We start from the raw sequence: 21728 nt of genomic DNA on the forward strand, positions 1-21728 counted from the left end.
GCGCCTGCTGGTAGCCGGATAAAGGGATTTATGCTGTGCCGTTTGCAAGTTCCGGGTAATGAATCGCATGGCACTGCGTTGCGCTGCTTCGTGAGAGCCGGCAAACAAATAATTTTTTCTTACGAAGGCTACGGGGCGTATGCTATTTTCTACAGGATTGTTATCAGTATTTAAATTTCCATCGGTGGTGTAAATCATTAGTTCATTCCATCTTTCGATGCTACCAGCACCCATCTTACAAGAAAAAACAGGGTGGCAGTAAAATAAACAAAATGACAGCCACCAGCCAAAACATTCCATAGATCTTTGATATATCCTGGCTCAATTGATTTACTGCGACAATATTAAATGCTTTAACAAAGCCAGAAAGATGAATCAACCCGTGAATAACTATCAGGCGTAAGAATAATTTCACAGAAATATTTTTTGCCTGAAATTTTTTTAAAATTTTTTTTCCACTCTTTGCTTAATGCCGGTTATCATTCCCCTTTGCATAATGCAATGTGCCCAACTGAGCCAAACTTTTTCCAGCATCCACTTAAAGCTCCAGCTTTTGGGCATTTTGAATTGTTGTCTTGTAATGATTCTTGAAGTATTGGCATTTATTGAATCAACATATACACCCATCATCCACTCCGCATCTTTTCCTTTCCATACAAATGCTTTATTGGGTTCAATAATTGTTACGATCCATCCGGGCATATTCTTTTTTTCCGCAGCCTGGCAAACGCCTTCGTAGTAGCCGGGTTTTGTGTCCTGCCATTCAGGATGAATGCGGTCAGCATTGCGAAGTTTGCAGCCAAACATATTTTCCATCCATGTATAGGAGTAGAAACCGGCTTTATGTACGCCCATTTGTACAACCCATGGCCAGATCCCGGAAGGCGGAGCATTTACTGTAACCGCTAATGTATTCTTATACTCTTTGTTTGCGACCAGTTCATCGCCGGGCAACCTGCGGCTAAACTCTTCTTTCGTGGACCCCCATCGCAACAGCCACGGAAGAATAAGCAAATTGTATATAACTATGATAACTAAAAAAGTTATTACAGTTCGAAGAAATCTTCTTTTCCAGCGCTGACGGGCTATTGCCATATAGCTTTTGAATTATTATTAATCCACAAGTAATCGTTTTCGCGGTTACGGAGAATAAAATACAGAGCAGCAGAGGCAATGAATGAAAAAGGAAAAGCCGAACCCACACCTAATGGTGCGATAGCAAGCAGGAAAATAATAGCGCCAATGGCACCAGTTTTCAAAATCCATCCTTTCAGCAGCATAGAAACAGCAATTAATGCCTGGCAAGTGGCTATGAAACCTACAGCTTCCGTAATATGGTTGCTAAACCATCCATGAATGAATTGTTTGTATACATTCAGAAAAGTAAGATCAGCATACTCAATATAAAACTGTGGATTGTAAAGGGCAGTAGTCCAGTTTGCCCAACTTGCCCATGCAAATAATAAAAAGAATAATAGCCTGGCTAGCCGTGATCGTTTCCATGCCGCCCATAGTAGCAACAACGCCACAGCGTTTGATATGCTATACATCAGCAAATAGGTTGTATCCTCTAACCCTTTCATAATGCAGGTATTTCTATTTTTAACTTCTTCATTTCTTCTTTCAGCTTTCCTGGTATATCCCGGCAGCCGCAATTTTTATAATGCTCAAGATGCCACTCAATACGTTGTTGCACAGAAGGATTGTTTGGCATCGGATGTTTCTCATGCCACGAAGCATTGATCCAGGATGGTTTCGATTTCATAAAAAAATTTATTCTAAAAGTTACCTTTTCTGCGAACGTTGAAAAATGACTGATGTCAGGCACCAGGATGAGAAACGACAGGGGAAAGAGACCTTTAATTTCGATTCTGCCATGCAAGAATAAAAATAGCGGGAAACAACTTACATATCGGTCCAGATGAGTGTAAAAGACTCAGCTAAGCCTCATCTCTGTGAAGTATTAATCCCCGCCGTTAGTAACAGTTTGAGCAATTTTCCATTTTACCCGGCCATAGCCGGCTATTCATGTAGTGACATTACAGGTATGTGTGTATGCAGCACTAATTGTTTGGAATGACTGTGATGGAATATTTTACTAAAGAGACTATGCCTTTTGGGAATTATTATCAGCAGGTCAAGCTTGTTTTCTTCTGCAAAATCAGCGACACCTTTTTCAACCTCCGGTGCATTCAGAAAGTCGTATTGCGGATGCAGGTCGCCCAGCATTTCCTGTAACAGGCCTGATTCTTCTACTGTTTCCGCACTAAACTTTTCCTGTGGCTTGTCGCTTACATGTAGTATATGCAATTCAGCGCTGAATTCTTTCACCAATTCTTTTATATCCTGCACTCTTACAGAATCTACTACTTCCCTGAAATCACAGGCCAACCCTACTTTGCGAATATTGGTAAACTTCGCTGTTGGTGGCACAATGATCAATGGCCAGTGTAAATCTTTTACAGCTGCTATTGTCTTACCGCCAAACAGGAATCGCTCAAAGGCACTGGCAGTTTCTGCGCCCATTACCACTGCAAATGGTTTTACCGCGTCTGCGTAGAGTGTCAATTCGTTTATTACATAGCCGGGTCTTGTTTCGGTGTGAATGATCACCCGTTCATGCAGCCGGTTTAACAGGGTTTCTTTTAACTTTTGTATTTCTGTATCAGCTGCTGTAGCCAGTGTTTCCACATCATAGGTGGGTATCGGCACCTCGATAGCCGATGTAGGAATGGTATATACGTGAAATAGGGTTAAGTGGGCGCCCAGCATATTGGCCATATCAGCAGCATAATTAACAGCGTTCAATGAGTTGGCTGAAAAATCAGTTGGGGCGATAATCGTTTTCATCTGTTTATTTTTTATGGCCTGCCTGTCGGCAGACAGGTTTTTGGTCAGCACTTGTCCCGAACTGGCTTCGGGATCGAACCTCGCAAATAATCATTCCACTGTGTGAGAAAACATTATCATGATCGGGTTCATAAAAATTATTTTATATGGCTATTTGTTATGCGCAATAAATAGCGGAAGTTTCAGGTCTCTCATCAATACATCAGCCATGCTTGCCCTGAACCAACGGGAGACGGTGCTTCGCCGGTAAGCGCCCAGGATCACCAGGGAATTTTCTTTTTGCTTTTTCAGATAATTTACGATCGCTATTTCGGGCAAGCCTTTGAAAACAGAATAGGTGGCATGGGGGAAGCGGCGATTCATAAACTCCTTCATCAATTTTTTATCCGGCACGACACGGGTTTGATTCCCGCCTTTTACGGATATGACTTCGGTCGGTATTTGTTTTAAAGAAGGCAGCATATAGCTGAACATTTTGATGGCATATACCGATGTAGGTTCGCCGTCATAAAGCAGGATGAGTTTCTCAATAGGTTTAAACTTTTGAGGTACGATCAAAACGGGGCATTGTACATGCGAAAGCAGGTCACGGATAAACTCACTGGGAATTTTTTCGGTATAAGCAGTTAAGGTTTCACTGCTGTTGACGATTAACAGGTCAGCATAGATACTTTCATGTAATAATTCATGTATAGCCGTGTCACGGTCATGATGCACCGAGTAGTTCATCCCGGCCTGGCGACAGGCATTTTCAAACCGGCTGACAGCGGCGGCCCTGGTCGCCTCGTCTTTTTCTTCCAGTTTTTTTTGTTTGACTTCAGGAGTACTTTCTTTCGTTACCAGGTCATAAATCTTATAACTATGGCGTAAATAATCATCCAGGAAAACACCAACGAGGTGGGCACTGCTTTGTTTGGCGAGAAGGATAGCATAATCCATTACGCTTTCTGAAAACCGGAGACCATCAAAGGCAGCTATAAATTTTTTCATGGCCTTTTGTTTTATGATTGAGTCGGGGTGGATCGATCTTTTAAAACTATGAAGGACAGAAGGCCTGTGCTATGATTCTGATTAGATAGGGTAATGATTATGATCAAAAACGACCGGAAAGAAGAAATATATTATTTACAAAGTTACTATTTGGCTTTGCTGAGAATGCCATATTTTATACAACAATATCCGCCATATGGCCATTCCCGGTTGTTCTTATTATCCGGAAATTTGTCCCGGTTTCAGTTTTGAAATTTAAAAATTAAAAGATACTACAATGGAAAATAGAATACTGGGTCTGCACCACATCACAGCTATCGCAGGCGACGCACAACGGAACTATGCATTTTATACCAAAATATTCGGAGCCAGGTTGGTGAAGAAAACGGTCAACTTTGACGATCCGGGCACGTATCACTTTTATTATGGCGATGAAGTGGGCACTCCGGGCTCTATTCTTACCTTTTTTCCCTGGGAAGGGGTCAGGCCGGGTCGTATAGGCACAGGTATGGCAACAGAAGTTGGTTACTCCATACCTGGCAATAGCTTTGACTTTTGGAAAAAAAGATTCGACGAGTTTAAAATAAAACACCAGGAAATTGGTGAAAGATTTGGCGAAAAATATTTGCAATTCGCGGATCCCGATGGACTGCTGATCAACCTGGTGGTTCCAACGAAGGAAGATACCCGCAAGCCCTGGGTTACTAAGGAAGTAAACGAAGGTGCAGCGGCAAAAGGTTTTCATAGTGTGGTTCTTTCATTAAAAAGTATTGACAAGACGGCCAGGGTGTTGACTGACATATTTGGTTATACTCAATTTAGCCAGGATGGAAATCGTTTTCGCTTTGTTACAGATGCTATCGATACGGCTAATTTTGTAGACCTTGAAGAGTTGAAAGAAGGGCAACCGGGATTAAATGCAGCAGGTACCAATCACCACGTCGCATTCCGTGTAAAGGATGAAGAGGTGCTGATGAACTTTCGGGAAAAAGTTTTGAGCGCCGGCCTCAACATCACGGAGAAAATTGACCGCAATTATTTTTATTCATTGTATTTCCGTGAGCCCGGTGGTGTATTATTTGAAATTGCTACCGATAATCCTGGGTTTGCGGTAGATGAACCGGTCAGTGAATTAGGAACACATCTTAAATTGCCGGCACAATATGAGCCCAGCCGTAAACAGATAGAAGAAGTTTTACCTGTTCTTCATTAATAAAATAATAATATGGAAGAGATTCAATTAAAGCTGAACGAAAAAAAACATGGTGGTTTTTACATTGTTGATGGGGATGAACAATTGGGGGAAATGGAGATAAGTGTTGCCGGCGATAAATTAACCGTGTATCATACAGAAGTGTCGCCAGAGCTGGAAGGAAAAGGTTTTGCCAAAAAGTTATTGGCCACAATGGTTGATTATGCGAGAAAACAGGCTTTGAAAGTAGTGCCGCTTTGTCCTTATGTAAATGCCCAGTTCAAACGTCATCCTGATGAATATGCCGATATCTGGAGCAGATGATAACGCGACAGGGCCAAATTGAGAAAAAGCTGCCGCCGGTAACCATACAGATTGATAACAATAGATAGCAATGCATAAAAAGAATATTATTTCAGCAGGAAAAAAATTAGAAGAGGGAAACAAAGTTTTGATCATGCTGCACGGCCGGGGCGGAACTGCGGAAGATATTTTATCCATCGCCGGTTATTTGCATGCAAAACATTTTACTTTATTGGCGCCGCAAGCCACTAATCATACCTGGTATCCGTATTCATTCCTCGCGCCACCAAAGGAAAATGAGCCCTGGCTTTCTTCAGCACTTGACTTGTTGAAAGAACTGGTAGATGATTTATACAGCAAAAACATTTTTGCTGAAAATATTTATTTCGCAGGTTTTTCACAAGGGGCTTGTTTGACACTGGAGTTCGTTACCAGGAATGCCAATCGTTATGGAGGTATAGTCGCATTTACCGGTGGTTTGATCGGTGATAAAATCTATCCCGAAAACTATAAGGGACATTTTAATGGAACATCTATTTTTATTGGCAGCAGCAATCCAGATCCGCATGTGCCGGTTGAAAGAGTGTACGCCACTACGAATATCCTGAAATCAATGGGCGCCGATGTAACAGAAAAAATCTACAACAATATGGGCCACACCATTAACCAGGACGAAATAGAAACAGCCAATAAGATCATTTTTAAAGATTAATTATTCAGCGATGTTTAATATAGTAAGGATCTACAGCGATGAACGCGGCGACAGTCATTTTGAAGATATACATATACCATTGAAAGATGCCGGCGATATTGGACTGTTATCGGATAGTTACCCGGCTAAGAATATCATTTTTCGTGAAGTATTGCCCAGCTACGATTACGATTTTCATACTGCACCACAACGGCAATACATCATCCTGCTCGATGGACAAATTCAAATCGAAACATCAGTGGGAGATATTCGGCAGTTTGGCGCCGGTGATGTGTTGCTGGTGGAAGACATTACCGGGAAAGGGCACCGGACAAAAAATATTGTTCCGGCAAAACGGCGCTCCATTTTTATTACGATCTAGGATAGCAGGATTATTTTTTCTTTTCCCTCGAACATCGCTTTTTTTAGTTATTCATTATAAATAATATCCGGGTTAGAAGAGAGCTTAACTTTAGTGTAGAAAATTTTGCACACCAGGTTTGTTTAAAGACTAAACCCAACAAGAATATCTCAGCCACGACCATGTTTTGCGAGTTTTTCTATAATGGCAGAAGATTTGGAATAAGGCAATAGGATTATTATGCATGATTGTTATAGAAACATAACAGGTATTGGAATGACTTTATCTTTCCTGTTCATTCAATGCAGTTCCGATACCCAACCGACGATTGTAAAAAGTCCGCCGGGTTATAATATGAAAACTGCTATCCAGGTAAAATTGCCACTTGAACTGGATGAGATTTCCGGTGTTGCATACTATCCTGTTGACAGTTCCATATTTGCCATCAATGATGAAAAAGGGTGGTTGTATAAAATAAAAAAAGGAAGGGAAATACAACGATGGAAATTTTCGTCAGGCGCCGATTTTGAAGATGTGGTTTTGCTGGACAGCATTTTTTATGTGTTGCAAAGCAACGGCAATATTATGCGGCTGACCTTCTCCGAACAAAACACAGTCAATGTCCAGCAGTTTTATTTTGATAAGACGGGTCAGGGTAAAAGCGAATTTGAAATACTTTATTATGACCCCGGAAAGCGAAAGATGATCCTCATTTGCAAAGATTGTGAATCGGACAAGAAAAAATCATTGACCACTTTTTCATTTGATCCGACTTCAGGTCAATACAGTGATTCGTCGTTCCAGATTGATGTGACAAAAATTGCGGCTGCGATCGGTGAAGAAAAAATTCGCTTCAAGCCTTCAGCAGCATCTATTAATCCAAAGACGGGAGAGCTGTTTATCATATCTGCGATAAACAAACTGCTGGTGGTGGCTGATACTAATGGCCAATTCAAACAGGCTTATAAGATTGATCCCGCTATATTCAAGCAGCCAGAGGGTTTGAGTTTTACACCGGCAGGCGACCTGATTATTTCTAATGAAGCCGGGGATGCAGGCCTTGCCGACATACTTTTTTTCACCTATCAAAACAAAAAGGGATGAGATATTGGTTAGTATTTGCATTAGTGATAAGTTTTCTGTCAGCAAGTTCGCAGGCAGATTCGGTGCAAACACGGGTGATATTGGTAGGTGATGCAGGTGCACTGGTAAAGGGTCAGGCTTCCGTATTAGATGCCATAAAAAAAACGGTAAAACTGGATAAGAAAACTGTCCTGGTTTACCTCGGCGATAACCTGTATGATGCAGGATTACCCAGTGAAACGTTCAACCGTTATTCCGATATAAAAGCTGCGCTGGATTCCCAAATCAATCTGATAAAAGGCACACAAGCCAAAGCCTATATGATTCCCGGCAATCATGATTGGGAAAATGGCGGTGTAAGAGGCTATGAAGCTATTCTTCGCCAGCAGTTATACGTTGACCAGTATGGTGGTGGCAAGGTTGAATTTTATCCAAAAGGAGGATGTCCCGGACCGGTTGAAGTGGAGATATCGGATGATGTAGTATTAGTGATCATGGACAGCCAGTGGTGGATACATTCAAATGATAAGCCCGGTATTGAATCAGATTGCGAATTCAAAACTGAAGATGAAGTGATCGGTGAATTGGAAGATATCCTGAATAAGAATTATAAAAAACTTATTTTACTGGCTACGCATCATCCATTCAAGAGCAATGGGCCACATGGAGGATATTTTACATTCAAACAACATTTGTTTCCTTTTACAGAAATGAGGTCAAACCTGTACGTTCCACTACCTGTACTAGGTTCGGCTTATCCAATTGCCCGCAGCATTTTTGGTACGCCACAGGATATCAAACACCCGGCCTATACTAATATGATCAACCGCATCATGGCATCGGTAAAAAACCATCCGCATGTAATCATGGTAGCCGGGCATGAGCATGCTTTACAGTTTCTAAAAGACAGTAGTTATAATTATATCGTCAGTGGAAGTGGTTGTAAAACGCAGCGGGTATCGCCGGGACGAAAAGCTGAATTCATAGCCCGTTCGCTTGGCTTTGTTACACTGGATGTATTAAAGAATAAAAATGTAAGAGCCAATTTTTATACGGTAGATAAACAGCATGTTGATTCTATTAAACTGGCCTATTCAAACCGGATTCTTGATTATAGTAAACTACCTCCTTTACCTAACAACGATTCCGTTACTACTGCGACCTATGTTTACAGCGATTTTGTGCAGTCTCCTGCCAGCGAACAATATAAAAATCCCAAACTGGGGCAAAAAGTTTTTAATGGCAACAATTACAGGAAAGAATGGTCGACAAGGGTTTTGTTTAAAGTTTTTAATATTAATAAAGAGAAAGGGGGGTTTAAAATCGATGGCGTAGGCGGTGGCAAACAAACAAAGTCGTTGAAATTAATAGATAAAAAAGGAGTAGAGTGGACACTGCGTACCATTGACAAAGACCCTGAAAAAGCAATACCGGAAAACTTCCGGCAAAGTTTTGCCTCCAATATTATCCAGGATATGATCTCGGCAGCGCATCCCTACGCACCACTCGTCGTTCCAACCTTAGCAGATACAACCGGCATTTTAGTATCAGCTCCTGAGTTCTTCTTTGTGCCCGACGATCCTTCGCTTGGTTATTACAAGCCTCTTTTTGCCAACAAAATTTGTTTGCTGGAAAAAAAAGATGCTAATGAAAAAGGTGATAGCAAGAGTTCGCTGCAGTTGTTTAATAAAATGCGGGAGGATAATGATCATACGGTAGACGAACAAGCTGTGTTGCGGGCAAGACTATTGGATATGCTGATTGCCGATTGGGATCGTCATTTTGATCAATGGAGATGGGCAACCCGTGATACGGGCCAGGGAAAATTATACATACCTATTCCACGTGACAGAGACCAGGCCTTTTTTTATTCAGATGGTCTTATAGTCAAATATGCGGCGAGGCGCCGGCTTCCTTTTTTGAAGGGGTTGCAATACAAGATTCCCGACATCAATCACCTGAATACGGTAGCAAAAGATTTTGACAGGATTTTCCTGAATAATATCGATGAAAATATCTGGACCAGGGTAGTGACGGATTTTACAAGCAAACTCACCGATCAAAAGATTGAGCAAGCTGTGCATAAAATGCCACCTGAAATATATGCGATTAGCGGAAAGGAGATTGTTGACAAGTTAATAAGCCGGAAAAAATTACTAAAGGAGCGATCATTAAAATATTACAAATTTTTATCCCAGGAGGTTGATATATTGGGTAGCAATGAAAATGAAAAATTTAGCTTAAGTGCAGTAAACGATAGTATAAAACTTACTGTCTTTTCCTATCGCAAGCAGGCAGATACAAATTTTGTGATGTATCAACGGGTTTTTGATCAAAAAGTAACAAGGGAAATCAGGCTATATGGTTTTAATGGGGAAGATAAGTTTGAAGTAGACAGCAACCTGCATTCTACGATACGCATCAGAATGATCGGTGGACGTGGCAATGACTCGTTTTTCATAAAAAGCCGGCTCAAAACATTTGTGTACGACAATACCATAGACAGTAATTTTCTTTCCTCTGTTCGTGGTACAAAAAAATATATTAATGAGGATCCCAACATCAATGAATTCCGGATCAGGCACTTTAATTATCCTTTCCGCCGTTTTCCCCGATTGTTGTTAGGCCTTAATGGCGATGATGGGCTTTTAGTTGGAACCGGTTTTTGGTTTCGTAATTATGGTTTCAGGAAGACACCTTTCGCCAGTGAGAATAAGCTGATGACTTTATTTGCCCTTACAAGAAAGGCGTTCCAGGTAAAATACAATTACGAAAAGATACAAGCATTAGGTACTTTCGATTTACTTGGTGCTGCGCAGATCAGCAACCCGGTATTAGATAATTTCTTTGGCTTTGGCAATAGCAGCGTCAGGGATAAGTCATTGCCTAAAAAATTCTATCGCGTCCGTTACAAATTTGTTTCTGCAGACCTGCTGTTCCGGAAAACTTATTTTAACAAGCTAAGTATTATTGCGGGACCTACAGTTTTTCATTATTGGAACCGTTATGAAAATAATGAAGATTATATCCTGGGTAAACCGGGAGATGTGGGATTGGATTCCGCTGAAGTATATAATGTAAAAACCTATGCAGGCTTCAAAGCCGCTGTCATATTAGACAATTTGAATGATGAGCTTTTCCCGACAAGAGGCATTCGTTTCGTCAATAAATTGACTTACCTGCAGCCGCTGAATAAAAACAGCGAAACGGTAAATAAGATCGAATCGGATATGGTGATCTACGCAAGTCTTAAAATTCCGGCAAGGGTGGTAGGTGTTATCAAGGCTGGTGCGGGACATATCTTTAACAAGAAAATTGAATATTTCCAGGCATTAACATTAGGGCAAAATAATGTATTGCGTGGTTTTCGGAAAAATCGTTTTGCCGGTCATTCGTTGGCTTATGGCAGCCTGGAGTTGCGCATTAAATTGTTTGACAGCAAATCTTATATCTTTCCCGGCCAGGTAGGCCTTGTAGCATTTAATGATGTTGGCCGGGTTTGGTACAAAGGCGAGGATAGTAAACGCTGGCATTATGTGGCGGGAGGCGGGTTTTATTACAATCCCTTTAACGTGGTAATCCTTTCTTTTACCGCCGGCTATTCAAAGGAAGAAAGTGTATTGAATTTCTCACTGGGGTCTAAATTTAATCTGACGTTTTAGGAATGCATTGCCTGGAGAACATATCGTTTATGTCAATTAAAAAATTAAGGCAGAAATGAAAAATAATGACCGACAAATTGTAAAGCAAGCTGAAGAAAAGGTGACAGCCATTTATGATTCAGTGCCACACGAAAACCTGTTGTACCATAACCTTGAGCATACAAAAGAGATAGTAGCCAGGGCAAACGAAATTGCTGCCCACTACGAGTTGACGGATAAAGATATCATTGTATTGAATGTGGCTGCCTGGTTTCATGATATTGGCCATCTCTTTTCACCTCCGGCAGATCATGAACTAAAAAGCGTGGAGATGATGAAAGAGTGGACGGCAGATAAAGCAGAATACAGCGATTATACCGGTGATATAGAGCAAACCATTCTTGCAACAAAACTGAGCACAGAACCAAGGAGCCTGGTGCAGGAAATCATAAAGGATGCAGACACGTATCACTTTGGCACAGCACAGTTTAAAAAAAATGATAAGCTGCTAAAGAAAGAAATGATCCTGCGAAAAATGGGTTCAGTAACTGCGGACTGGAGAAAAAATACACTGATGCTATTGGAAGCACATAAGTTTTATACGGCTTATTGCAAAGACCTGCTGGATAAAAAAAAACAGGTAAATATTGAAAACCTGAAAAGAAAAATAGAAGAAAAGAACCAGCTTAATACAGGTGATGCAATCTTACCGGAAGGAGACAAAAGGAATAAGAAAAAAGATAACATGCCTAAGCAAAGCGGATTTATTACCAAAGGTATTCAAACCATGTTGCGGCTGACTTCCGAAAATCATATGCGCCTTAGCGAAATGGCCGATAATAAAGCCAATATTTTGATCAGTGTAAATGCCATTATCATATCAGTGATTTTATCAGTATTGATCAGAAAAATTGAAGTGGACAAACATTTGGCGATCCCTACCATGATATTCCTGGCCACTTCGCTGGTAACAATCGTTATTTCTATCCTGGCTACCAGGCCCAAGATTACCAATGGAAATTTTACAAGAGAAGACATTGTCAACAGGAAAGCCAACTTGTTGTTTTTTGGTAATTTTTTCAAAAGTGAACTGGAAGAGTATCGCTGGGGAATGAGCACCATGATGAAAGATCATAATTATCTATATGGCGTACTGGTAGATGATATTTATTACCTCGGTAAAGTGTTGGGTAGAAAATACCGGCTGGTAAGGCTTGCTTATGGCGTATTCATGGTTGGTATTATTGTGTCAGCTTTCGCTTTTATCATTGCCATCACCGTCAACCCGACGGCTCCGGCTACCACAATAATAGAAGGTAGCGGATCTCCGTTTTAAACAAAGTCGTACTCTATGTATCATAACAGGGATATTAGCTGGTTAGGGTTTAATCACCGGGTGTTGCAGGAAGCTGCCGACACATCTGTCCCGCTGCTGGAACGGGTAAAATTCTTATCCATTTTTTCCAGTAATATGGATGAATTTTTCCGGGTGCGTTATCCTATTATTTCGTTGTATTCGCAGTTAAAAAATAAAACGCTGCATAAGATTGATCCCTCAGTTGATAAAAAACTTTATGAAAGAGTCCAGGAAGTTATTTCATCGCAGCTGGAGGAATATGGCAGTATTGTAAACGGACAAATATTGCCGGAGTTGGAAGCAAACGGAATAATTTTATACTATAATCGTTCTTTGCCGTCGGGCTATGTTTCGCAAATCCGTGAATTATTCTTTTCAAGAATCCTTGCTTTCATTCAACCCGTTTTTATCGAGTCCTTCCAACGGAATTTTTTCCCGGGAAATAATAAGATCTATTTTTTTGCATTGCTGAAAAAAGAAGGCAGGGATGCTTTAGCACATGCCGTTATCAATATTCCGGCTGATAAACTACCCCGGTTTTTTCAACCGGAGGTGGATGGTAAAGAACAGCATATCGTTTTTCTCGATGATATAATCCGTGAAAATTTAAACTGCATTTTTCCGGGCTTCGCTATCCATGGCTGTTATAGTTTCAAAATAACCCGTGATTCCGAGCTTTATCTTGATGAAGAAGGGATTGAAAAAGATATCCTGAAAAAAATTGAAAAGCAATTGGCCAAAAGGGACCTGGGTAGCCCAACACGACTGTTATACGAAGCCGGTATGCCATTAAGCGTTCAAAAATTTTTAGCAGAGCTGACGGGATTAAAACAAGATGATTTGTATGAGGGTGGCCGTTACCATAATTTAAGTGATCTGTCTTCATTGCCTGTAAAGAGAAAAGACCTGGAATATGCCTCATGGTCCTTTTTAAAACCTATCGGGCTTGAATACTGCGGCGACATCTTCAGGCAGATAGAAGCAAAAGACCTGCTCCTCCACTTTCCGTACGAGAGTTATAATCCTGTGCTGGCCTTCTTCAACCAGGCGGCTATTGATCCCGATGTTCAATCTATATCTGTCACCTTATACCGGGTAGCAGCCGAGTCACATATTGTAAATGCTTTGATCAGTGCCGCAAAGAATAAAAAGAAGGTGCAGGTGTTTGTAGAGCTGAAGGCCAGGTTTGATGAAGCCAACAATATCAAGTGGAGCAAGGCCATGGTGGATGCAGGCGTAAAGATCATTTACAGCATTCCCAGAATAAAAGTGCATTCAAAAATTGCTTTGGTAAAAAGAAAAACAGCTGATGGTGTAAACGGGTATGGCTATATAGGCACCGGCAATTTCAATGAAACCACGGCACGATTTTATACCGATCATGCCCTGTTTACTACCCGGCAGGAAGTCATTAAAGATCTGTCACATCTTTTTAATATCCTGGGGGAAGAAAAAGGCCCACAAAAAAATGCGTCCGGGGAGTTTCATCATTTGTTGGTGTCACAATACAATATGGTCAATGTTTTTGAAAAAGAGATTAACGAACAAATAAAAAGAAAGGAAAAGGGCAAAGAAGCTCTGATAAGGATCAAGGTAAATAACCTTGAAGATACTTACATGATCGACCTGCTGTACAAAGCTGCTAAAGCAGGTGTGGATGTACACCTGTTGGTAAGAGGTATTTGTTGCATCGTTCCGGGTAGAGAAAATTTGAGTGAGACCATCCGGGTCAAGCGAATTATTGACAGGTTTTTGGAACATAGCAGGATATTCATTTTTGGAACAGGCGACGATACAAAAATTTACATCGGTTCTGCTGACTGGATGACAAGAAACCTGCAACACCGCATCGAAGTTTGTATACCAATACCGGATAGTATATTAAAAGATGATCTTATTAATTATTTCGGAATACAATGGAGTGATACGGTAAAAGCCGTGTCACTTGACGAGGAGCTGCGATCGTTTAAAACGAACGATCTGGAACAGGCGGGACAGCCTGGCCCACAGGAGAAAATATACAGGTATCTAAAAAGTCGCTCATGAGCTGGTTACAAAACACGTTGCAGCTTTCATCGCGGGTAGCGAGATATCGCCTTCGGCGAATTGTTGTAATAAGTGTTGCCTGGACAGTGATTGATCTTATTCTCTATTACCGGAATATTACCTCCGGGACCAATATTGACTATGCATATCATGAAACTACCTTTTGGGCTTATGTTCTCCGGTTTAGTTTTACGTTGATCGTAAGCTTTATTATATCAGGATTGATGTTGCGTGGGCTAAAACATGTGTTCAGAAATTTCTCATTGCTGGCAGGGTGGCTGATCAAAGGAACCATTTTATTGATTATTACTTTTGCAGCCACCATACTTCTTTTTTTTCTCCATTACATGCTTATTAAAGGCCTCAGTTACCAGGAAACAACCACACAGTTTCTCGATTATTTTTTTTATACCCGGCTGATGACTGAGAGCCTCTTATTTTGGCTGGTAATGCTGATGTCGGCATTGATCCTTGTAGAGATCGATCAGAAATATTCGCCGGGAGTTTTTTGGGAAATAGTAACAGGTAAATATTTAAAACCAAGAAATGAAAAAAGAATAATCATGTTTCTTGACCTCAAAGATTCTACTCCTATCTCCGAAATGCTGGGTCATGAAAAATATTTTCTTTTCATCAGAGATTTCATTTACTATATTTCAAATGCTGTACTGCAATATAACGGTATGATATATCAGTATGTAGGTGATGAAATGGTGGTGACCTGGCCTTACAGGAAAAGAAACATTTTGCAATCCGTCAATGCAGTCATCGAATCAAGAAAGGCCATTCAGCGCAAATCGAATTATTTTAAAAGGAAGTATGGAGTAATCCCGGAGTTCAGAGTGGGGCTTCACGCCGGAGATGTGACCATTGGCGAAATCGGCGTCATAAAAAAAGATATTGCAATCAGTGGCGAAGCCATGAATATCGCCGCCCGTATCCGTAGTGCCTGTAATGATCTCAATCATAAATTCCTTGTTTCCAAAGAATATTTTGATACGGGCATTTTGAAATCATGGCAGGGAGAGGATTTAGGGGAAATTTCACTCAAAGGTGTGGACGAATCTGTGCAATTATATGCCCTTAAAATCTAAGGTATCATTGTTGCATAAGTAATAATGAACGGTTGTGATGCTGGGCAATTTTAGGCTGGCCACTTCGTTCAATTATTTACTTTTTTTATGGGGAAACTGGTTTATTTTAAGGCTAAAGACACAATTTGTATTATAATCTTCGTGTTAGGGCTGCAAAATGTGCTGAAATCCCAAACATTTATCGTAACAGATTCACCAGCTGTGAAAGGGACTACGGTTGCTGTTCCCGGCAAAGAGTATAAACGATCAGGTTTTCACAACTTTTTTTGGGGAAGTCATTATCGAAAAGAGTGGAGCACACCCATCCGTGTGGAAAATTTTTACCTCGACACGGCCCGGGGCGGGTTAGTTCCGGTTAAAGAAGGAGGTGGGAGGCAATCAAAATCGTTACGCTTAAAAGATAAAAATGATAAGGAGTATGTACTTCGCAGTGTCAACAAAGATTTTGGAAGAGGCTTGCCTGACAACCTGCAGGGTACTTTAATCAGCCATATTGCAAAAGACCAGGTTTCATTTGGTCATCCGTATGCGGCCTACACTATTACACCAATGATAGAGGCAGCCGGTATTTACCACACAATACCCGATATTGTTTTTGTACCAAGACAAAATTCGCTGGGTGAATTCAATGACGGGTTTGGCGACCAACTGTATCTGTTCGAGGAAAGGCCGGATGAGAACCAGCAGGATGCTCCCAATTTTGGCAACGCCAAAAATGTGATAGGAAGTGAAAAGCTAATGGAAAAAATTTATGGTGATAACGACAATCATGTTGACCAGGTGGCATTTGTAAGAGCAAGACTCTTTGATATATTTATCGGTGATTGGGGCCGGCATCCGGATAACTGGCGATGGGCCGAATTTGAAAAAGAGAAACAAATCATTTATAAACCTGTACCCCGGGACAGGGACCAGGCTTATACAAAAATCGATGGGCTTATTCCCGATATGGCGGGTTTAATACCCAAGTTTCGTCATGTGCAGGGATTCGGGCATTCCATTAGGAATATAGGAGCATGGAATTTTCCCGGGCGGCCATTAGACAAACTTTTTTTAAACGAGTTGAAAAGAGAAACCTGGATCGAACAGGCAAAGTATTTACAACAGGTGCTGACCGATCAATTGATTGAAAACAGTATTCGCCTGATGCCACCGGAATTATTTGCCATCTCTGGCTGGGAAATAATTGGCAAGTTAAAGTCCAGGAGAGATGACCTGGAAAAATATGCGAACGATTATTATGATTATCTCGCAAAAAAAGTAACGATTAATGGATCAGATAAAACAGAGTTTATTCAAATCAATGCCCTGCCGGGTAATGATGTTGCAGTAGATGTGTTTAAGATAAACAAAGAAGGTGAAAAAGCTGAACAACCTTATTATTCCCGCACTTTCAATTCCAGGGAAACAAAAGAAATAAGAATTTACAGTTTAAAAAAGGAAGACATCATCCAGGTAACAGGAAGCGAAAAAAGCCAGGTAAAAGTAAGAGTGATCGATCCGGAAGGCAATGACTCTATCATAAAACCTGTTGACGATGGATACGGTGTAAAATTTTATCGCGGTAAAAAATATGAATACGATACCGCATGGCGGAAAAAAATGGATATTTCCCTACTTCCTTTTGTTACGCCGATACCTTACCGCGTTTTCAACGAAGATCCGCTTGACCTGTTTCCAAGAACTGGTATAAAGGTTAGCGCAGGCTTTACATATATTCCTAAGCCATGGAAAAAACCGGAATACCAAACCAGTCATTCCATCAATGCATTGTATGGCTTTATGCGTACCGCATTTAATATGGCTTATGTAGGTCGATTCGGAAGAGCGTTTGGAAAATCGGACATGCTGGTAAAGCTAAGGTTGGATGAGCCGGCCGTTGAGAACTATTTCGGTACCGGCAACAATACCATCATCGCTAATAAAACAAGAAATTATTACCGGACATTTAGCCAACGGGTATATGGTGCTATCGGCCTTGAAAGAAATTTTGAACGCATACATCATGCGGAAGTTTCACTGGTATATCAATCGATAAAGTATGACAAAACTGCTACCCGCTATATCGGCGAACATGACTTTATTGATCCATCTATTTTTACCCGCAAGCAATTCGCAGGAGTGGAAGCAGTTTATAACTATGATCAAACCAATGGCTCTGTTTATCCTACTCATGGTGTGGTGCTAAACGTAGCCGGGGGATTTCTTCGCAACCTTAGCGATACAGGATCTGCTTTTGCTAAAATAAACTCCTGGGCAGTAGCATTTTTACCGCTGAGTAAGAAATTTACCGTGGCGCTGAGAGCGGGCGGTGGAACCGTGTTTGGTGATCCTGATTTTTATCATTTAAACAGGATCGGCGGACAGACAGAAGTGAGAGGCTACCTGCGGGAACGTTTTTATGGAAAGGGAATAGCTTATAATAATGTGGAACTAAGATGGCTGACAGGCGTCAAAAATTTTTTCTACAGTGGCAGTTTGGGTCTGTTTGGATTTCATGATATAGGCAGAGTATGGATGCCGGGAGAAAAATCTAATCAATGGCACAATGGCTATGGCGCCGGTATTATCATCATGCCGCTTGACAGGGTTGCACTATGCGGCAGTTATGGTTTTACAAGAGAGGGCAACAATATTCACGTGAGAGCAGAGATCAATTTCAGGTAAGAAGAAATGCCCGCTGATTAGCGGGCATTTCTTCTTACATATTCATTATTATTTATGCTTCACTTCGCCGGTTTCACCATCCACTTTTGTCTTTGAGTCACCCTCCTTGATCTTTAAATCACCATCTTTTTCCATTTTCTCTTTATAGTCGCCTTCTTTTATTTTGTATTCGCCATCTTTGTCCACTTTCACTTCCGCATAGGTGTATTTACCGTCAGCTTCTATCACATGCCCATTGATCACCTGGCCTGTTGATCCGAGTATAGTATCATTTGTTTCCTTATTCACATAAATGTAAACGGGTTCCTTTGTTTCAGCATCTACCAGGCGCCCGGTTTTCTCATCTTTTACCAAGTCCACTGACTTCCCTGTGTTTAAATCATAATAGGCAGATTTTGTTTGATCCTTACAACTACTTAAAGCTATCAAGGCTACGGTTGAGACTAAGAGTGTTTTTTTCATTGGTTTAATTTTTTAGTTTTTACAAAAATTGACATTGGTGTGAACTGTCAACCACTAAGAATTTATAAATGAATACGAAGTATTCTATCCCTGTTATTTCAATTGATGTGCCAACGAAGCATTCATTATAGATGATTATAAGCCCGGCGAATACAAAAAGAAGATCTGGTTATATGTAGAAATTATTCCCGGAAGGAGGGTTTGCATTGGGGGGTAGAGGAGAATTATGTATTTATTTGGCTATCTATTCATTAAAATTACCCTAAGCTGTTTTTTTACTTCTGTTTTAGGTGCTGATCTGTTAAAATCATATATCTTTTCAGTTTAATGAAACGCCAAACATTGTCCAACATATGAACCAAAACAAAAAGTATCTTTTCCCTTTTATCCTGGTAACGAGCTTGTTTTTCTTCTGGGGTTTTGTTCACAATCTTGATCCCATACTAATTCCACACCTTAGACGGGCTTTTAGTTTAAATACCTTACAGGCATCGCTTGTAGATTCAGCAGTTTTTATCGCTTATTTTTTAATGGCTATTCCCGCGGGGCTCATTATGAAAAAATATGGCTATAAAACGGGTATTCTCATCGGCCTGGCTTTTTTTGCTGTTGGCTGTTTCTTATTCGTTCCCGCAGCTAATACAATGAAGTATGCTTTTTTCCTCGGAGCCTTATTTATAGTTGCATGCGGTTTAACCATTTTGGAGACGGCTGCTAACCCCTATGCAACCATTTTGGGTCCCCCCGAAACTTCTACCCAGCGATTGAATTTCGCCCAATCTTTTAATGGGCTGGCCGCTTTCCTGGCGCCAATTGCAGGCGGGCATTTCATACTTGCCGATAATCCATTAAGCGACGCTGAGATGACTGCCATGACAGAACAGGCCCGTAATACTTATTTGCTGGCGGAAACATCAACGGTAAAGCTTCCCTACATCATCCTGGGAGTAGCCATATTGGTGGTAGCGGCAATTTTTTATTTTACCAGACTGCCTGATATAAAAGAGGCAGATGAAAAAGAGAAAGAAGGTTTTTTTCATGCTTTCAGGCACAAACACCTGACATGGGCGGTTATCGCTCAGTTTTTTTATGTGGGAGCGCAGGTTTGTATACTTAGCTTTCTTATTTTATTCGCCACCAAAGCGGCTGGTGTAAATGAAAAAGAAGCCTCCTACTATTCCGGTGCAGCCGGCCTGGCATTTATGGTCGGACGATTTGCTGGGACCTTCCTGATGAAATTTATTGAGCCACCTAAATTGCTGGCGATCTATTCCGTCATTTGTATGTTGCTGTCTCTGGTTACAATTTTCGGTTCGGGAATAATAACATTGTATGCTGTCATTGGTATTTCATTTTTTATGTCGATTATGTTCCCGACCATTTTTGCATTGGGGATACAGGACCTGGGAGCAGATACCAAATCGGGATCAAGTCTCATCATAATGGCCATCGTAGGAGGCGCAGCCTTACCGCCGCTACTTGGATTTATCGCCGACAAGACTCATAACATCCAATACGGTTACGTTGTGCCATTGATTTGTTTTGCAGTAGTGTTATTCTTTGGGCTCAAAGGATATAAACATAGTGAAAAAGCCGTTGAGGTTTTATATTAGTTTAAACGAATAAATAGGATTATGCAATGAGTGGCGGGCAGGTTCATCACATTAGGCAATAAAAAATAAACAAATGAAACGTTATTGTTTAGCCCTTGATTTGGTCAATGATGAAAAACTCATTGCGGAATATGAAAAATACCATGAGAATGTGTGGCCGGAAATCAAAAAAAGTATTAATGATGCCGGCATTGTCCAAATGGAAATTTATCGCTTCACAAACCGGTTGTTTATGATCGTTGAGGCGACAGATGAATTTAATTTTGCTAATAAAGGAGCGGCGGATGCGGCTAACCCAAAGGTGCAGGAGTGGGAAGCGCTGATGTGGAAATACCAGCAAGCCATACCCGGCACTAAACCCGGTGAAAAATGGGTTTTGATGAACAAAATTTTTGACCTGGCAGTCAACTAAATGAACTCAGATTATGTTTGATTTAAAGAATAAAACAGCCATTGTTACCGGAGGCGGTAGTGGTATCGGAAGAGCGATAGCTAAATTATTTGCGAAGCAGGGAGCAAAAGTTTTTATCCTTGACTACGACGAGGCGGGTGCTAATAATGTGATTGGAGAAATTAGCGCAATAGCAGGAGCTGCCCACGCCTTTAAGTGCGATGTGAGTGATCAACAACAGGTAAAGGATATTATAGCCACAATACATGCTGAAACAAACAGCATAGACATTCTTGTCAACAATGCCGGTGTTGCACATGTGGGTAATGTAGAAAACACCAGCGAGCAGGACATCACCCGGCTTTTCAGTATCAATGTAAAGGGAGTGTATAATCTTTTACATTCCACCGTGCCGTTGATGAAAGAAAAAGGTGGTGCTATTGTTAACCTTGCGTCGGTTGCATCGGCGGTAGGCATTCCTGATAGGTTTGCTTATTCGATGACAAAAGGAGCTGTTGTTGGAATGACCCTGTCAACAGCGAAAGATTATATCAATTACAAAATCCGGTGCAATTGCATTTCACCTGCCCGTGTGCATACACCGTTTGTGGATGGTTTTTTGGCAAAAAATTATCCGGGAAAAGAACAAGAGATGTTTGATAAGTTGTCTAAAACACAGCCCATAGGCCGAATGGCAAACCCGGATGAGATTGCTTATCTCGTTTTGTATTTGTGCAGTGATGAAGCATCGTTCATTACGGGCTGTGATTACCCGATTGATGGCGGATTTATAAAATTGAATAACTAAAGCCCCCCAACCCCCTCCCAGGGGAGGGGCTTTGCAAGGCACAGACCCGGATAGTTGATTGGTAGTTTTGAAATGAAAGAGTTGTTTAAAAAAATAATTGAGTTAAACTGTATTAATTAAACTTTAAAAATAAAAAAAGATTTTCCGCCAAGCCTGGGCTGTGTACAGCAAGTCCTCTA

At 40.9% G+C, this 21728-nt stretch carries 19 protein-coding genes and 1 pseudogene; 13 read left to right on the top strand and 7 right to left on the bottom strand.

The window, feature by feature from the left end; all coding sequences use genetic code 11:
• Positions 1-23 precede the first annotated feature (23 nt).
• From P2W73_RS26660 to P2W73_RS24570, 6 genes and pseudogenes are all read right to left on the bottom strand, one after another.
• Positions 24-213 (bottom strand): annotated as a pseudogene (locus tag P2W73_RS26660) (IS66 family transposase); the annotation flags it as partial.
• Between the two features lie 228 nt (positions 214-441).
• Complete coding sequence (locus P2W73_RS24550; protein WP_276504751.1) at positions 442-1095, bottom strand: hypothetical protein; 654 nt, start codon at positions 1093-1095, stop codon at positions 442-444.
• Positions 1086-1583 (bottom strand): hypothetical protein, encoded by a 498-nt coding sequence (locus P2W73_RS24555; protein WP_276504752.1) that lies wholly within the window; start codon positions 1581-1583, stop codon positions 1086-1088. The genes P2W73_RS24550 and P2W73_RS24555 overlap by 10 nt, the downstream gene beginning before the upstream one ends.
• On the bottom strand, positions 1580-1765 hold the full coding sequence (locus P2W73_RS24560) for a hypothetical protein (protein WP_276504753.1): 186 nt from the start codon (positions 1763-1765) through the stop codon (positions 1580-1582). The genes P2W73_RS24555 and P2W73_RS24560 overlap by 4 nt, the downstream gene beginning before the upstream one ends.
• 257 nt (positions 1766-2022) lie before the next feature.
• Positions 2023-2850, bottom strand: a complete 828-nt coding sequence (locus P2W73_RS24565; RefSeq protein WP_276504754.1) for a universal stress protein — start codon at positions 2848-2850, stop codon at positions 2023-2025.
• A gap of 150 nt (positions 2851-3000) precedes the next feature.
• Entirely contained in the window at positions 3001-3840 is an 840-nt protein-coding gene (locus tag P2W73_RS24570; RefSeq protein ID WP_276504755.1) for a universal stress protein, read from the bottom strand.
• A 277-nt stretch (positions 3841-4117) separates the two neighbouring features.
• Here P2W73_RS24570 and P2W73_RS24575 point away from each other — a divergent pair, with 277 nt between their 5' ends.
• The 10 genes from P2W73_RS24575 to P2W73_RS24620 all read left to right on the top strand — a co-directional run bounded on the left by P2W73_RS24575 (position 4118) and on the right by P2W73_RS24620 (position 18275).
• Positions 4118-5053: a ring-cleaving dioxygenase gene (locus P2W73_RS24575; RefSeq protein WP_276504756.1), complete on the top strand. Its 936-nt coding sequence runs from the start codon at positions 4118-4120 to the stop codon at positions 5051-5053.
• Positions 5054-5065: 12 nt separating this feature from the next.
• Entirely contained in the window at positions 5066-5356 is a 291-nt protein-coding gene (locus P2W73_RS24580) for a GNAT family N-acetyltransferase (protein WP_276504757.1), read from the top strand.
• A gap of 70 nt (positions 5357-5426) precedes the next feature.
• Positions 5427-6047 (top strand): alpha/beta hydrolase, encoded by a 621-nt coding sequence (locus tag P2W73_RS24585; RefSeq protein ID WP_276504758.1) that lies wholly within the window; start codon positions 5427-5429, stop codon positions 6045-6047.
• 10 nt (positions 6048-6057) lie between these two features.
• On the top strand, positions 6058-6408 hold the full coding sequence (locus tag P2W73_RS24590; RefSeq protein WP_276504759.1) for a cupin domain-containing protein: 351 nt from the start codon (positions 6058-6060) through the stop codon (positions 6406-6408).
• A 255-nt stretch (positions 6409-6663) separates the two neighbouring features.
• Complete coding sequence (locus tag P2W73_RS24595; RefSeq protein ID WP_276504760.1) at positions 6664-7491, top strand: SdiA-regulated domain-containing protein; 828 nt, start codon at positions 6664-6666, stop codon at positions 7489-7491.
• Positions 7488-11132, top strand: a complete 3645-nt coding sequence (locus P2W73_RS24600) for a BamA/TamA family outer membrane protein (RefSeq protein ID WP_276504761.1) — start codon at positions 7488-7490, stop codon at positions 11130-11132. The genes P2W73_RS24595 and P2W73_RS24600 overlap by 4 nt, the downstream gene beginning before the upstream one ends.
• Before the next feature lie 55 nt (positions 11133-11187).
• Complete coding sequence (locus P2W73_RS24605; protein ID WP_276504762.1) at positions 11188-12447, top strand: Pycsar system effector family protein; 1260 nt, start codon at positions 11188-11190, stop codon at positions 12445-12447.
• 15 nt (positions 12448-12462) lie between these two features.
• Positions 12463-14514, top strand: a complete 2052-nt coding sequence (ppk1, locus tag P2W73_RS24610; protein ID WP_276504763.1) for a polyphosphate kinase 1 — start codon at positions 12463-12465, stop codon at positions 14512-14514.
• Positions 14511-15608, top strand: coding sequence for an adenylate/guanylate cyclase domain-containing protein (locus tag P2W73_RS24615; RefSeq protein WP_276504764.1), 1098 nt, complete (start codon positions 14511-14513; stop codon positions 15606-15608). The genes ppk1 and P2W73_RS24615 overlap by 4 nt, the downstream gene beginning before the upstream one ends.
• 159 nt (positions 15609-15767) lie before the next feature.
• Positions 15768-18275 (top strand): BamA/TamA family outer membrane protein, encoded by a 2508-nt coding sequence (locus tag P2W73_RS24620; RefSeq protein ID WP_276504765.1) that lies wholly within the window; start codon positions 15768-15770, stop codon positions 18273-18275.
• A gap of 48 nt (positions 18276-18323) precedes the next feature.
• Here the strand turns inward: P2W73_RS24620 and P2W73_RS24625 are convergent, their stop codons facing one another.
• Entirely contained in the window at positions 18324-18737 is a 414-nt protein-coding gene (locus P2W73_RS24625) for a hypothetical protein (RefSeq protein WP_276504766.1), read from the bottom strand.
• A 353-nt stretch (positions 18738-19090) separates the two neighbouring features.
• On the opposite strand from P2W73_RS24625, the gene fucP reads away from it, so the two are divergent.
• The 3 genes from fucP (at position 19091) to P2W73_RS24640 (ending at position 21549) form a co-directional block, all read left to right on the top strand.
• A complete protein-coding gene (gene fucP / locus P2W73_RS24630) occupies positions 19091-20350 on the top strand; it encodes an L-fucose:H+ symporter permease (protein WP_276504767.1) in 1260 nt (419 codons plus the stop codon).
• Positions 20351-20423: 73 nt separating this feature from the next.
• Entirely contained in the window at positions 20424-20762 is a 339-nt protein-coding gene (locus tag P2W73_RS24635) for an L-rhamnose mutarotase (protein WP_276504768.1), read from the top strand.
• A gap of 13 nt (positions 20763-20775) precedes the next feature.
• Entirely contained in the window at positions 20776-21549 is a 774-nt protein-coding gene (locus P2W73_RS24640; protein WP_276504769.1) for an SDR family NAD(P)-dependent oxidoreductase, read from the top strand.
• Positions 21550-21728: the final 179 nt, after the last annotated feature.

The sequence above is a fragment of the Terrimonas pollutisoli genome (assembly GCF_029360765.1).
GTDB lineage: Bacteria > Bacteroidota > Bacteroidia > Chitinophagales > Chitinophagaceae > Terrimonas_B > Terrimonas_B pollutisoli.